Below are 12,973 nucleotides of genomic sequence, written 5' to 3' on the forward strand. Positions count from 1 at the left end.
GCAAACAATGAACAAAAGGGATCGACGCAAAATGGCAGGCATTCTTCTTCTCGCGGCGGGTTCAGGAAACCGGTTTATCGCAGCGGGCGGCACAGGCAATAAACTCAATGCGGTAATGGCGAAAACAGCAGAAAACTCTGTGACGATTTTCGACACGACGCTGGCACAGGCGCTGGCCAGCGGAATGCCGGTTCACGTCATTACCCGTCCGGATAATGTACCGGTTCAGGCCAGTTGCGCCCGCGCGAAGGTGCCGGTGACGCTGGCTGAAACGGGCGGAACCGGTGAATCCATTGCCGCAGGCGTGCGGGATACGCCGGGCTGGAACGGATGGTTAATTCATCTTGCGGATATGCCTTTTGTGACGCCGGAGATTTTTATCGCTGTGGCTGGCACCCTGCGGCACGCCAGCGTTGCGCGCCCTTACTGGCAAAACGAGCCGGGGCATCCGGTAGGATTTGCCAGCCCGCTCAGGGAAAAGTTGCTGCAACTGCGCGGCGATCAGGGCGCGCGGGAACTGCTCCACGACCATGAAATGCTGCGCGTAGATTTTAATAATCCGGCGGTGATCCGCGATATCGATCTGCCTTCCCAACTTTCAGCGCGTGTTTTAAACGGAAATTTGTATGCAACATCTTGATATTCAAGTTATTACGCAGGCCAGCGACTGGCTGACGCACCATCCGGTCTGGCTTTGTACCGTGCTGACAACTTATGGCTCTTCCCCGCGAGTGCCCGGTGCGCTGCTGGTCGCCGCCAGCGACGGGCGCTACTGCGGTTCGCTGTCCGGCGGTTGTGTGGAAGAAGATTTCTTACAACGCATCGCGGCGGGCGAATATCAGCAGGCCAGTCAGATTGTGCGTTATGGCGAAGGTGGCCTCACGCCCAATATCGCGCTTCCGTGCGGGGGGTCGCTCGACGTACTGATTGAATATCTCCCTGCCACGGCCGGAAACCGCGAGTATCTGCAAAAAATGGGCATGGCGCTGGCCGGGCATTACGCACTGGATAAATCGCTCACACTGCCTGCGGCCTGCGATCATCTGACGCTGACGACTTACCGCAATTCCACTCAGGTGATGCGCGACGGCGACTGTGTGACGTTACATCTTGCCGCCCCGCCGCAGTTGCTGATCGCCGGGCTGTCAAACGTCGCGCTATATTGCGCAGATTTCGCCTGTGCGCTGGGTTTTGAAGTGGTGATTTGTGAATGCCGCGAAGAGATTCTGGAAAACTTTTTGCCCGCGCTGAAACCGGAGGTCAGGCTGGAAAAACAGTTTCCGGCGCGGTATCTCGAACAGCAAGGCTGTCACGCCAACACGGCGATTGTGGCGCTGACGCACGATCCGCGAATGGATGACCTGACGCTGATGGAAGCCATTAATACACCGGCGTTTTATATCGGTGCGATGGGTTCACAGCGTAACAGCGCCAGGCGGCGTGAGCGCCTGCAGACCATTGCGGATTTCACGACGCAGGATTTTGCGCGGCTTCATGCACCGGTGGGTTTAGCCATCGGCAGCAAAACGCCGGCTGAAATTGCGCTGGCGGTAATGGCCGACATCGTGAAATACAAGAACGGAATCGAGCAGGAAAACGCCGCTGCCTGAGCCTTTGGCGATTCCGCTGCACAAAAAAAGCAGCCTGAGGAAAACCTCAGGCTGCTTTTTGTCTGGCTTACCGGCGAATTACGAACGGGTAAGCTGCAGCTGGCCGCTTTTATCCAGCGGAATTTGAGTGCCCGGATCGTGGTCCATACGAACTTTCCCTTGCTGATCGCCTATTTTGTAGGTCACATCATACCCGAGCGTTTTGTCTGATTTGTCGTACACGGTTTTACAGCGCTGCTGCTGAGTCGTGTACGTATCATTTTCCTGCATACTGCTCTGGACGCGGTTACCGGCGTAACCGCCCCCCAGCGCACCGGCTACCGTCGCGACATCACGCCCGCGTCCGCCGCCAAACTGATGTCCCAGCACGCCACCGGCGACAGCACCCAGTACGGAACCGGTAATCTGGTGCTCATCCTGCACAGGGCGACGGTGAGTCACGGTCACATCACGGCATTCCTGTCGTGGAGTTTTGGTGGTCTCTTTAATTGGCGTCGCGCTGACAACCTGCGCATACTGCGGGCCCGATGAAAAAACGTTCATGCTCGCAACGCCAGCAATGCCCAACGCCGCAGCCACTCCGATACCGACCCCAGCTAACATTGACTTGTTCACAGGACTTCCTCCGAAAATGTTACCGCGCAACTGCGCCCGTTTTGAGCACACCTCAGCGGACAACAACACATCTGAGGTTCGGCGTGCGCGAATCGCCTTCTGTAAACTTATTGTTAATTCTGACCGCCAAAACGTAAGCAAACAATAAGACGAATTCTGTAAATGAGATAAATGGGTGTACGTGCGGGCGTTTCGGAGGATTCTTAGCTGACAAACTGGAGGCAGCAAGATCTTCTGCTGCGGGCAGGAGGTGGTGCTAAAAAATGGAAAAGCCTGTAAGAAACAGGCTTTTAGGTCTGAAACGATTCAGCCAGCTCAGAAAAAAAGCCGGCAGTTCAGAATCAGTGCAGTTTCAGACGCGGACGGATCACACGGTTAATCCCGCCAACCAGCATCATCAGGCCGGTTTTAATGTAACCATGCAGCGCAATCTGATGCATGCGGTACAGGGAAACATAAACCAGACGCGCCATGCGCCCTTCAATCATCATCGAGCCACGCATCAGATTACCCATCAGGCTGCCGACGGTGCTGAAGCGCGACAGAGAAACCAGCGAACCGTGGTCTTTGTAGACGTACGGTTTCAGGCTCTGCCCTTTGCGCTGTGCCATGATGTTAGCAAAGCAGCGGGACGCCATCTGGTGCGCAGACTGCGCGCGCGGCGGCACAAAACCACCGGAAGGCTGCGGGCAGGATGCACAGTCGCCAATCGCATAAATGTTCGGATCACGCGTGGTTTGCAGCGTCGGTTCGACCACCAGCTGGTTGATGCGGTTGGTTTCAAGACCGGCGATATCTTTCATGAAATCAGGCGCTTTAATGCCGGCAGCCCAGACCATCAGGTCAGCATCAATAAATTCGCCAGACTTGGTGTTCAGGCCGTTTTTATCGGCGCTGGTCACCATGGTTTGCGTCAGAACGCGAACGCCCAGTTTGGTCAGTTCCTGATGCGCAGCGCCGGAAATACGCGGAGGTAACGCAGGCAGGATACGCTCACCGGCTTCCACCAGCGTGACGTTCAGCGCATCGCTGTCCAGCCCTTTAAAGCCGTAACTGTGCAGCTGTTTTACCGCATTGTGCAGTTCTGCAGAAAGCTCAACGCCGGTCGCGCCGCCGCCGACAATCGCGATATTCACTTTCTTCTGCTTGTCAGGGCTTGCCGAGAATTTGAGGAACAGGTTCAGCATCTCGTTATGGAAACGGTGCGCCTGATGCGGATTGTCCAGGAAAATGCAGTGGTCTTTCACGCCCGGCGTACCGAAATCGTTCGACGTGCTGCCCAGCGCCATGACCAGTGTGTCGTACGCGATGTCGCGAACGGGCACCAGAACTTCGCCGCTTTCATCACGGATTTCAGCCAGTTTGATGCTCTGGTTTTCGCGATCGATATCGGTCAGCGAGCCAATCTGGAAAGTGAAACCGTGGTTGCGGGCATGCGCCAGATAGCTCAGCGCGTCCACGCCGTCATCCAGGCTGCCGGTTGCAACTTCGTGCAACAGCGGTTTCCATAAATGGCTGTGATTGCGATCAACCAGAATGATCTCCGCTTTTTTCTTGCGGCCAAGTTTATGGCCCAGGCTGGTAGCCAGTTCCAAACCGCCGGCGCCACCGCCGATAATCACAATTTTCTTCATTGGTGATGTCAAAATGACCCCCTCAAATGTGAACCAATTGTTATATAAGAGTAAAAATATTATCCTTATATTACATAGGGTTGCTTAAGTTAAATCGGTATCTGAGACGGAGGATATCATGCGTGGTGATTTGGTCATACCAAAATTGATGTAGGTCAATTTAAATTCATTTGAATAATTTGACTTAGTGAAATGGCATGCATTTTGACTTCTTTAAATCAGACAGTTAGGACACGGGATGTGGGAAAAAAACGTTTTGACGGGAGATTCAGACATAAAAAAACCACCGCACAATGGCAGTGGTTTTCAGCGGTTAATGTTAATCAAATGATATTTTTAAAGGCTTTGATACGTTGCAGATGGGTCGAGATATCCTTGAATTTATGGGTCTGACGCTCGTCCCATTCAACCGGATAATAATGGTGCAATTTCTCCGCTGTTTTGCTGCTGTCGAGCACGCCATCTTCACGGGATAGAATGACCAGACAACGGTCACGGTTTTTCTCACGAAAATCACTGATACATTTTGTGGCGATATCTTCGTACTCTTCCGGCCGGTCAATTTTTCCGGCCATATTATCCTGCGGCGATAAGTTCGGGTTGAACATCACCTGACGGATGCCGCACAGAAAACCGATGCGTTCCGCCCAGAACCCGCCGAGCCCGACTCCGCAGATCAGCGGCAGTTTGTCGGTAGTTTCATGCAGCACTTTATCAACTTCTTTCAGCAAATGTTGCATGTCATGACGCGGGTGTAGCGTGCTGTAACTGATGAAGCGCACGTCCGGGTCAATGAACTGGAGTTGCAGTACTTTCTCGTGGTTACCGGGACTGGTTGAATCGAAACCATGTAAATAGATAATCATCGTTTACCTCATCCTGAATGTGCGTTCACACCCTCAAACCCACGGGGAAATGTTAACGGGTCGCCTGTTTGTGCTCCTGCCAGCGGGCATCAAGCGCCGTTAACTCACGGTTCGCCTGCTTCCAGCGGCTTGAATTCATCAGGTCCTGACGGGCCTGTTTTCCACTGTGCAGCCCCCGATGATACAACTGTGCAACACGCTCAGCGTTGACCGGCGACAGGTTATCCAGCACGCTCACCGCACCTTTTCGGTTATTACAGGCCAGAATCATGTCACATCCGGCGTCCAGAGAAGCCTGTGCACGCTCCGGATAGCTGCCCAAAATAGCCGCGCCTTCCATCGATATATCATCAGAGAAAATCACACCGTCGAAATTCAGCTCTTTGCGCAGAACTTCCTGCAGCCAGTATGGCGAACCACTGGCCGGGCGCGGGTCAATCTGAGTATAAATGACGTGCGCAGGCATCACGGCGTCCAGCAATTTACGCGCATTCAGCTGGCGGAAGATTGCCATGTCGTGCTCACGGATGACATCGAGCGGGCGCTCATCGCGCGGCGTTTCTTTATGGGAATCCGCACTCACGGCACCGTGCCCCGGAAAATGTTTACCGGTGGTTTTCATGCCCGCAGAATGCATACCAAGAATATATTGCTCCGCCATGTCGAGCGCTTTCTGCGGTTCGGCGTGGAAAGAACGTTCGCCGATAGCGGCACTGATGTGGCCGATATCCAGCACCGGCGCGAAGCTGATGTCGATATCCATCGCAATCATTTCTGACGCCATCAGCCAGCCGGACTCCTGCGCCAGACGTCCGGCTTCGTGTGCCTCATTAAGCGCTGCGAAAGACTGGGCAGCAGGCAAACGGGTGAAACCTTCGCGGAAGCGTTGCACGCGACCGCCCTCCTGGTCAACGGCCAGCACCAGACGATCGTGTGATGCGGCGCGGATCTGACGGATCAGTTCATGTAACTGGTCAACGTCATGGTAATTTCGGGTGAACAGAATCAGCCCGCCGACCAGCGGGTGCTGCAAAATTTCACGTTCTTCGGCATCCAGCTCGTAGCCAGCCACATCCAGCATTACAGGTCCCAGCAAAATGGCGCTCCTTTTAAGTTTTCACATGTTAATCATGGACACGGCCAAACAGCCTGACCCGCAATGGCTGCGCCCATTCGCTGTATTTCTTATCAGCGGTCTGCGCCCAGCGGACTTCAAACCACATCAGCATCAGATAATCCACCCACGGCAGCCAGCGTTTAACCTGCTGGCGGAGAAGAGAAAGATCCCGATAGCCGCCGGCCTCTGCGTATTCACGAATAAACGCTTCCTGCTGGTGTGGATCTAAGCCATTGCCGCGGATAAGCGCTGCGATTTCCAGCGCGGTATCGCCATCGGCGGCATATTCCCAGTCAATGATCCGCATGCCCTTCTCCGTATTCAGCAGGTTCCCCGCATGGATATCCATATGAAGAAGCGCCATGTTCAGCGGCACGGGCAATTTCCGTCGCATCATTTTCTGGTGTAGCGCCAGCCAGTGCGGCGTCAGCCTGCGCCGGTCAATATACTGCCAGTAACGGGCAAACTGTCGGTGCAAATCCAGGGGATAACCAGAAAGTGCCAGTTGGTGCAGTTTCACCAGGCTCTGGCTGACTGCTTTTTGCCCCGCCGCAGAGGCAAATGCCGCCTCACTGAGCGGTGTGCCGGCAATCCATTCCACCAGCAGCCACGGCGGTGATCTGAGTCTGACATACGGCCCCAAACTCTGCCGCGCAATATGCCGCAAAATAGCATGTTCACGTTGCCTTTCCACCCCGGAATTCCGACGATCGGAGGACTGATGGCGGGCCAGCATATCGCCCGCCGGAGAAACAATTTTCCAGCTTTCGCCCGTCAGACCGGCCACGGGTGATAAATGAAAACCGGCGGTTTTCACCGCCGGGAAATGCTGTTCAATCAGTTGCTGTAGCTGCGCGTTAATTCTGGACAGCGCCACGACCTGACCAGACAATTTCGCCGCTCGGCGCCGTCAGCAGGCGCATTGACATGGTCGGCGCTTTCACATCACCGCTCACCGTGCTGTAAAGTACATACTGCGCTTTCACTATGCTGGCCAGACCAATAGCTTTGCTGACTGAGGACAGACTGTCATCCGGGGATAATCCCAGTGACTGCTTCGCCGACGCCAATTGTTCAGCAGGAACGACCTGGAAAGTCGTGTTATTCGCCAGCGCATTACGTAATGCGTCTGTCGCTTTCGCCATTTGCAGCGAACCATTCGTGCTGTTTTTTACACCATCGACTAGCAGAACGCTGCCGGGCTGTACACCGTTGGCTTTCAGCATTTTTGCCAGCATCGGCTCAACGGTAGCGGTCCAGTCGATATCGGCAAGCTTAGGCGGTTGCGGAACTGGCTGGATCTGTGGCTGTTCAGGCACCGGTGGATTTACCGGAGGCAATGGTTGTTGCGGCTGCTGAGGTTGTTCAGGCTGCTGCGGCTGCGTTTGTTGCTGGTTTGGCAAAGTACAACCACCCAGGATCAGTGCGGCCATCGCCACAATGAGGAAATACTTTTTCATCAACCTTCTCCGTACAAAAAATTAGAGATAAAGGTAAACACGCACGCTGTACGCATCAAGATTACCGTTTTGCGAACTGATCGTTACGCGGCTGTTGGCCGGTACCGTCACCGTCCGTGCATCAGCGACCGGGAATAAATCCAGCCCCTGTTTATCGTACCAATAGAAACGGTAATGTAAGGTCACAGGATGTGGCTGGTTATTATCCAGTGTGCTGGTGGCTTTTTTCTGCCCACCGGAATCCGATACTGATGGCGTTCCGGGAATAATACCCGCCGTCAGGACGGGAGATTCCATCACCACGCGTTGCTGGTTATTCACTGCAATACCCGGCTTGCTGCTACAGCCTATCAGCAAAACGACCGGTAATAACGCCATCAATAAACGCATGTCTACCCTTACTGACGAGCCAGCAATGGACCCAGTGCACGGCCACCGACCAGGTGCATATGGATATGATAAACCTCTTGCCCGGCGTCACGATTACAGTTGACGATCAGACGGTAACCACTTTCTGCTATTCCTTCCTGTTCGGCGATTTTTGCCGCCACAGTCATCATACGCCCGAGAGCCGCTTCGTGGCTGGCATCGACATCATTCATCGTCGGGATCAGGACATTCGGGATAATCAGGATATGGCTGGGTGCCTGGGGAGATATATCGCGGAACGCCGTGACTAACTCATCCTGGTAAACCACATCAGCAGGGATTTCACGGCGAATAATTTTGCTGAAAATTGTCTCTTCGGCCATCTTAACTGTCCTTAACAAAGTAAAAAGCGTTGTACGCAGTATGGGTTAGAATTTCCATTCCTTTCAACCTGATTACGCTTTTTGATGCTTAATTGACGCAGAAAACGCCACCCGGAGGCGGCGCTGTCTTTATCTGCAAACAGCAGGCATGAAAAAAGGAGGCCGAAGCCCAATGCAGAGGTGCAGGCAGGCGCAACGGTTATCGATTGATTACCGCAGGGAAATTACTTTCATGTCACGGCGGAAAGTATGAATATGCCAATTAAAGAGCGTATGAGCTTAATTAATTTAGCAACTACTGGTAAGGATGTAATAGACGTTCCTGTCGCGGGCGCTGGTGATGGCATTGGGGCGGGTTTACTGGCCTTTACTCACTGCGAAATGCGAGCCGGTATTGATATTGTCGTTCAAGCGACTGACCTGAAAAAGCAAATGGCTGGCTCGGATTTTTGCATCACCTGAGAAGGGGGAATCGACTTCCAAACCAAATTCGGCCCCCCCCAATTGGTGTAGCAAAAGTTGCAAAATTTTATGGCGCCCCGGTCATTGCATTAGCGGGTAATATCGGCACCGGTACAGAAGAACTCCACGAATTCGGGATTGATAAAATATTCAGCATTGTACCCGGCGCGGATAATATCGAAAACCTGTTAAAGAATGGCCCCAAAAACGTAGAAAGGACGTGTGAGAATATCGCCAGACTCATACGCGCTATTTCATACAGTTGAAAATAAGCATAATAAAAAGCCCGCTTCCGCGGGTTTTCTTTTATTTCCTAGTTAGTCATAAATCTGGGTTGCACTTCATGTGATCCCATCCCTGATAACTTTTAACTACAGGGGATTTTTTCGGTAAATTTTGCCAATTGGAAAAATATTTATTTGCATAAATATTTACATAATCTATATTGGCAAATGCAAGTCCCCATCCAGCATATGAACCTGAATCAATATGCCTTTTTTCTCCATCATCATTAGTATAATCAATTCCTGATCCTCCTGACATCATTCGCGGATCATCAAATGGTGCAGAACTGACATAAAATCTTTCATCTTTTGCAAGTAAGTACGCCCGATTATCAGCCACGACTATGGAATTAATTTCTGTATTGTTGATAATCGAACCGCCTACCATATAAGCAACGTCCCATGTTTTCCCATAATCTTTTGATACCATTTGTCCTATACCATCTAAATCAGGAACAACTATATAACTATCGGACGGATTAATATATATTTGATTAAAAGGTCTATAACGATCGAAATAAATTATCGTTTTGTTTCTGCGTTTTGTGTCTGTATACCATAATGCGCCCTCACAATTTATTCCTTTTAATTCTAAATAACGGTGATCGTCATACCGGTAAATAACTTGTGTAGTTGTTTCGGTGGCACTGGCATAACATCCAGACGCGATCAAAACGCCCGTAACGCTGGCGGCAATGCGTGAAATCATTTTCATTTTGTACCTCCTAAGTTTGGATTGCATTTCATGTGTTCCCATCCCTGATAATTTTTAACTTCGGGGACTTTCTGCGGTACGGGTTGCCAGTTGGAAAGAAGACCATATGTTAAATGGTCTAAATCTGTATTTTGAATGAATTGAAGCCCCCAACCATTGGTAATATATCCGGCGCGTAAATGTTCTTTTTCGCCGTCAATAATATAATCAATGCCCGTTCCCCCCTCCATTGCACGCGGATCATCAAACGGCGCAGAACTGGTATATAACCGCCCGTCATTTACGAGCAAATACGCCCGATCATCAACAACAGTTACGGAGTGCAATTCCTTGTTACCTGGGTGATCAAATCCCATTAACCTAACTTGTTGCCATGTTTCGCCATAGTTCTTTGATACCGTCATTCCTGAACCATCCCAACTAGGAACAGCTATATAACGCTCAGAGAGGTTGATATATATCTGACCAAACGCCCGATAAAATTTATCCCAAACTTCTACTTTAATCCCGCGTTTTGTGTCCGTGTACCATAATGCCCCCTGACAATAAAACCCCTTTATTTCTAAATAGCGGTGATCGTCATAGCGATAAATAACTTGCGTCGGTATCTCAGCGGGGCGACCATGACAACTGGACACGATGAAAGCCCCCGCCAGACTGGCGGCAATGCGTGAAATCATTTTCATTTTGCCGTCAGTCCTAAATCTGGGTTGCACTTCATGTGATCCCATCCCTGATAATTTTTAACTTCGGGGACTTTCTGCGGTACGTCTTGCCAGTTGGAAAGAAATCCTGCTGTATGACGATGTAAATCTGTACTCTTAATAAATTCAAGCCCCCATTCGGGGCCGGTATGGTTTGGGCGTAAATGATGTTTATCGCCATATTCATCAATATAATCAATTCCCGTTCCTCCCTCCATTATTCGCGGATCATCAAACGGCGCAGAACTGGTATATAACCGTCCGTCATTTACGAGTAAATACGCCCGATCATCAACAACGGTTACGGAGTGCAATTCCTTGTTACCTGGGTGATCAAATCCCGATAACCGGACGGGTTGCCATTTTTCGCCATAGTTTTTTGATACTGTCATCCCCACGCCATCCCAGCTAGGAACAGCTATATAACGCTCAGAGGGGTTGATATATATCTGACCAAATGCCCGATAAAATTTGTCCCAAACTTCTACTTTAATCCCGCGTTTAGTGTCCGTGTACCATAACGCCCCCTCGCAATAAAACCCCTTTATTTCTAAATAACGGTGATCGTCAAAGCGATAAATAACTTGCGTCGGTGTCTCAGCGGGGCGGCCATGACAACCGGACACGATGACAACGCCCGCCAGACTGGCGGCAATGCGTGAAATCATTTTCATTTTGCCGTCAGTCCTAAATCGGGGTTGCACTTCATGTGATCCCATCCCTGATAATTTTTAACCTCGGGGACTTTTTGCGGGGCGTCTTGCCAGTTGGAAAGAAATCCCGATGTGGAATTTATTAAGTGTGTGTTTTGAATAAATTGAAGCCCCCAACCATTGGTAATATGTCCTGCATCTAAATGCGCTTTTTCGCCGTCAATAATATAATCAATGCCCGTTCCCCCTTTCATTGCACGCGGATCATCAAACGGCGCAGAACTGGTATATAACCGCCCGTCTTTTACGAGAAAATACGCCCGATCATCAACTACGGTTAAAGATTTTATATCTTTATTATTTGGACAGTCACGACCTGTAAATGATATTGCATCCCATGTTTCGCCATAATCTTTCGATACCATACCCCCGTAACTATCCCAGTCAGGAATAACAACATAACGATCAGATGAGTTAATATATGTTTCACTAAACGCCCGATAAAATTTATCCATTACTTCTGTTTTGATTCCGCGTTTTGTATCCGTGTACCATAATGCGCCCTCGCAATAAAATCCTTTTAACTCTAAATAACGGTGATCGTCATAGCGATAAATAACTTGCGTTGGTATCTCAACGGGGCGGCCATGACAACCGGACACGATGAAAACGCCCGCCAGACTGGCGGCAATGCGTAAAATCATTTTCATTTTGCCGTCAGCCCTAAATCTGGGTTGCACTTCATGTGATCCCATCCCTGATAATTTTTAACCTCGGGGACTTTCTGCGGTGGGTCTTGCCAGTTAGAATGGAAACCCATAGTTAAATGTGCTAAATCTGTATTTTGAATAAATTCAAGTCCCCATTTCCGACCCGGATATTGTGGGGTTATATCATAATCCTCCCCATCGATTGTGTAACGAATACCCGAACCGCCCGGCAACAGGCGCGGATCATCAAACGGCGCAGAACTGGTATATAACCGCCCGTCTTTTGCGAGCCAATACGCCCGATCATCAACTACGGTTACGGAGTGCAATTCTCTGTTACCTGGATAGGTAAATCCAACCATTGGGGCGGGTTGCCATGTTTCGCCATAATCTTTTGATACCATACCCCCCGAACTTTCCCAATCAGGAACAGCCATATAGCGCTCAGATGGGTGAATATATATTTCACCAAATGCCCGATAAAATTTATCCATAATTTCCGTTTTGATTCCGCGTTTGGTGTCCGTGTACCATAACGCCCCCTGACAATAAAACCCCTTTATTTCTAAATAACGGTGATCGTCATACCGGTAAATAACCTGCGTCGGTATCTCAGCGGGGCGGCCATGACATGCGGACACGATGAAAACCCCCGCCAGACTGGCGACAATGCGTGAAATCATTTTCATTTTGCCGTCAGTCCTAAATCGGGGTTGCACTTCATGTGATCCCATCCCTGATAATTTTTAACCTCGGGGACTTTTTTCGGGACGGGTTGCCAGTTGGAAAGAAGACCATATGTTAAATGGTCTAAATCTGTATTTTGAATGAATTGAAGCCCCCAACCATTGGTAATATGTCCGGCGCGTAAATGTTCTTTTTCGCCATCAATAATATAATCAATGCCCGTTCCCCCCTCCATTGCACGCGGATCATCAAACGGCGCAGAACTGGTATATAACCGCCCATCTTTTGCGAGCCAATACGCCCGATCATCAACTACGGTTACGGAGTGCAATTCTCTGTTACCTGGATAGGTAAATCCAACCATTGGGGCGGGTTGCCATGTTTCGCCATAATCTTTTGATACCATACCCCCCGAACTTTCCCAATCAGGAACAGCCATATAGCGCTCAGATGGGTGAATATATATTTCACCAAATGCCCGATAAAATTTATCCATAATTTCCGTTTTGATTCCGCGTTTGGTGTCCGTGTACCATAACGCCCCCTGACAATAAAACCCCTTTATTTCTAAATAACGGTGATCGTCATACCGGTAAATAACCTGCGTCGGTATCTCAGCGGGGCGGCCATGACATGCGGACACGATGAAAACCCCCGCCAGACTGGCGACAATGCGTGAAATCATTTTCATTTTGCCGTCAGCC

Annotated in this window: 18 protein-coding genes; 4 read left to right on the forward strand and 14 right to left on the reverse strand. The window is 50.3% G+C overall.

What is annotated here, in order from left to right:
- Positions 1 to 31: 31 nt before the first annotated feature.
- Together CWS43_RS12035 and CWS43_RS12040 are read left to right on the forward strand one after the other, a co-directional pair.
- Positions 32 to 640 carry an NTP transferase domain-containing protein gene (locus CWS43_RS12035; protein WP_101077178.1) on the forward strand — a complete coding sequence of 203 codons (609 nt, stop codon included), beginning with the start codon at positions 32 to 34 and terminating at the stop codon, positions 638 to 640.
- Positions 627 to 1,610 carry an XdhC family protein gene (locus CWS43_RS12040; protein WP_101077179.1) on the forward strand — a complete coding sequence of 328 codons (984 nt, stop codon included), beginning with the start codon at positions 627 to 629 and terminating at the stop codon, positions 1,608 to 1,610. The genes CWS43_RS12035 and CWS43_RS12040 overlap by 14 nt, the downstream gene beginning before the upstream one ends.
- A gap of 78 nt (positions 1,611 to 1,688) precedes the next feature.
- Here the strand turns inward: CWS43_RS12040 and CWS43_RS12045 are convergent, their stop codons facing one another.
- The 8 genes from CWS43_RS12045 to hinT form a co-directional block, all read right to left on the reverse strand.
- Positions 1,689 to 2,225, reverse strand: a complete 537-nt coding sequence (locus CWS43_RS12045; protein ID WP_101077180.1) for a glycine zipper 2TM domain-containing protein — start codon at positions 2,223 to 2,225, stop codon at positions 1,689 to 1,691.
- 341 nt (positions 2,226 to 2,566) lie between these two features.
- Positions 2,567 to 3,871 (reverse strand): NAD(P)/FAD-dependent oxidoreductase, encoded by a 1,305-nt coding sequence (locus tag CWS43_RS12050; protein ID WP_101077181.1) that lies wholly within the window; start codon positions 3,869 to 3,871, stop codon positions 2,567 to 2,569.
- A 311-nt stretch (positions 3,872 to 4,182) separates the two neighbouring features.
- Entirely contained in the window at positions 4,183 to 4,725 is a 543-nt protein-coding gene (gene ycfP / locus CWS43_RS12055) for an alpha/beta hydrolase YcfP (protein WP_101077182.1), read from the reverse strand.
- A 52-nt stretch (positions 4,726 to 4,777) separates the two neighbouring features.
- Entirely contained in the window at positions 4,778 to 5,818 is a 1,041-nt protein-coding gene (nagZ, locus tag CWS43_RS12060; protein ID WP_232776950.1) for a beta-N-acetylhexosaminidase, read from the reverse strand.
- A 31-nt stretch (positions 5,819 to 5,849) separates the two neighbouring features.
- Positions 5,850 to 6,734, reverse strand: a complete 885-nt coding sequence (locus CWS43_RS12065; protein ID WP_232776904.1) for a phosphotransferase — start codon at positions 6,732 to 6,734, stop codon at positions 5,850 to 5,852.
- The gene (gene lpoB, locus CWS43_RS12070; protein WP_101077184.1) at positions 6,700 to 7,302 is read right to left on the reverse strand and encodes a penicillin-binding protein activator LpoB; all 603 of its coding nucleotides are present in this window, start codon (positions 7,300 to 7,302) and stop codon (positions 6,700 to 6,702) included. Before lpoB ends, CWS43_RS12065 begins: the two co-directional genes overlap by 35 nt.
- A 21-nt stretch (positions 7,303 to 7,323) precedes the next feature.
- Positions 7,324 to 7,692 carry a YcfL family protein gene (locus tag CWS43_RS12075; RefSeq protein ID WP_101077185.1) on the reverse strand — a complete coding sequence of 123 codons (369 nt, stop codon included), beginning with the start codon at positions 7,690 to 7,692 and terminating at the stop codon, positions 7,324 to 7,326.
- An 8-nt stretch (positions 7,693 to 7,700) separates the two neighbouring features.
- Positions 7,701 to 8,054 carry a purine nucleoside phosphoramidase gene (hinT, locus tag CWS43_RS12080; RefSeq protein WP_101077186.1) on the reverse strand — a complete coding sequence of 118 codons (354 nt, stop codon included), beginning with the start codon at positions 8,052 to 8,054 and terminating at the stop codon, positions 7,701 to 7,703.
- A 249-nt stretch (positions 8,055 to 8,303) separates the two neighbouring features.
- On the opposite strand from hinT, the gene CWS43_RS27685 reads away from it, so the two are divergent.
- Together CWS43_RS27685 and CWS43_RS27770 are read left to right on the forward strand one after the other, a co-directional pair.
- Positions 8,304 to 8,516, forward strand: coding sequence for a glycerate kinase (locus CWS43_RS27685; RefSeq protein WP_101077187.1), 213 nt, complete (start codon positions 8,304 to 8,306; stop codon positions 8,514 to 8,516).
- Complete coding sequence (locus CWS43_RS27770; protein ID WP_101077188.1) at positions 8,504 to 8,782, forward strand: glycerate kinase; 279 nt, start codon at positions 8,504 to 8,506, stop codon at positions 8,780 to 8,782. The genes CWS43_RS27685 and CWS43_RS27770 overlap by 13 nt, the downstream gene beginning before the upstream one ends.
- Before the next feature lie 55 nt (positions 8,783 to 8,837).
- Here CWS43_RS27770 and CWS43_RS12095 read toward each other — a convergent pair whose 3' ends face one another.
- The 6 genes from CWS43_RS12095 to CWS43_RS12120 form a co-directional block, all read right to left on the reverse strand.
- On the reverse strand, positions 8,838 to 9,515 hold the full coding sequence (locus CWS43_RS12095; protein WP_101077189.1) for a hypothetical protein: 678 nt from the start codon (positions 9,513 to 9,515) through the stop codon (positions 8,838 to 8,840).
- The gene (locus CWS43_RS12100; RefSeq protein ID WP_157825390.1) at positions 9,512 to 10,201 is read right to left on the reverse strand and encodes a hypothetical protein; all 690 of its coding nucleotides are present in this window, start codon (positions 10,199 to 10,201) and stop codon (positions 9,512 to 9,514) included. Before CWS43_RS12100 ends, CWS43_RS12095 begins: the two co-directional genes overlap by 4 nt.
- Positions 10,198 to 10,893, reverse strand: a complete 696-nt coding sequence (locus tag CWS43_RS12105) for a hypothetical protein (protein WP_101077191.1) — start codon at positions 10,891 to 10,893, stop codon at positions 10,198 to 10,200. The genes CWS43_RS12100 and CWS43_RS12105 overlap by 4 nt, the downstream gene beginning before the upstream one ends.
- Positions 10,890 to 11,582, reverse strand: a complete 693-nt coding sequence (locus CWS43_RS12110) for a hypothetical protein (RefSeq protein WP_101077192.1) — start codon at positions 11,580 to 11,582, stop codon at positions 10,890 to 10,892. The genes CWS43_RS12105 and CWS43_RS12110 overlap by 4 nt, the downstream gene beginning before the upstream one ends.
- Positions 11,579 to 12,271, reverse strand: coding sequence for a hypothetical protein (locus CWS43_RS12115; RefSeq protein ID WP_232776906.1), 693 nt, complete (start codon positions 12,269 to 12,271; stop codon positions 11,579 to 11,581). Before CWS43_RS12115 ends, CWS43_RS12110 begins: the two co-directional genes overlap by 4 nt.
- Positions 12,268 to 12,973 (reverse strand): hypothetical protein (locus CWS43_RS12120; RefSeq protein ID WP_369825860.1); only part of this gene is annotated, 706 nt, incomplete at its 5' end. The genes CWS43_RS12115 and CWS43_RS12120, both read right to left, overlap by 4 nt.

Source organism: Rahnella sp. AA (assembly GCF_002834385.1).
GTDB lineage: Bacteria > Pseudomonadota > Gammaproteobacteria > Enterobacterales > Enterobacteriaceae > Rahnella.

What these genes read in the sequence shown, in the direction of transcription:
- CWS43_RS12035 (WP_101077178.1), top strand. Translation starts at nt 32, where the DNA reads ATGGCAGGCATTCTTCTTCTCGCGGCGGGTTCAGGAAACCGGTTTATC.
- CWS43_RS12040 (WP_101077179.1), top strand. Translation starts at nt 627, where the DNA reads ATGCAACATCTTGATATTCAAGTTATTACGCAGGCCAGCGACTGGCTG.
- ycfP (WP_101077182.1), bottom strand. Translation starts at nt 4,725, where the DNA reads ATGATTATCTATTTACATGGTTTCGATTCAACCAGTCCCGGTAACCAC.
- lpoB (WP_101077184.1), bottom strand. Translation starts at nt 7,302, where the DNA reads ATGAAAAAGTATTTCCTCATTGTGGCGATGGCCGCACTGATCCTGGGT.
- CWS43_RS12075 (WP_101077185.1), bottom strand. Translation starts at nt 7,692, where the DNA reads ATGCGTTTATTGATGGCGTTATTACCGGTCGTTTTGCTGATAGGCTGT.
- hinT (WP_101077186.1), bottom strand. Translation starts at nt 8,054, where the DNA reads ATGGCCGAAGAGACAATTTTCAGCAAAATTATTCGCCGTGAAATCCCT.
- CWS43_RS27685 (WP_101077187.1), top strand. Translation starts at nt 8,304, where the DNA reads ATGAATATGCCAATTAAAGAGCGTATGAGCTTAATTAATTTAGCAACT.
- CWS43_RS12095 (WP_101077189.1), bottom strand. Translation starts at nt 9,515, where the DNA reads ATGAAAATGATTTCACGCATTGCCGCCAGCGTTACGGGCGTTTTGATC.
- CWS43_RS12100 (WP_157825390.1), bottom strand. Translation starts at nt 10,201, where the DNA reads ATGAAAATGATTTCACGCATTGCCGCCAGTCTGGCGGGGGCTTTCATC.
- CWS43_RS12105 (WP_101077191.1), bottom strand. Translation starts at nt 10,893, where the DNA reads ATGAAAATGATTTCACGCATTGCCGCCAGTCTGGCGGGCGTTGTCATC.
- CWS43_RS12110 (WP_101077192.1), bottom strand. Translation starts at nt 11,582, where the DNA reads ATGAAAATGATTTTACGCATTGCCGCCAGTCTGGCGGGCGTTTTCATC.
- CWS43_RS12115 (WP_232776906.1), bottom strand. Translation starts at nt 12,271, where the DNA reads ATGAAAATGATTTCACGCATTGTCGCCAGTCTGGCGGGGGTTTTCATC.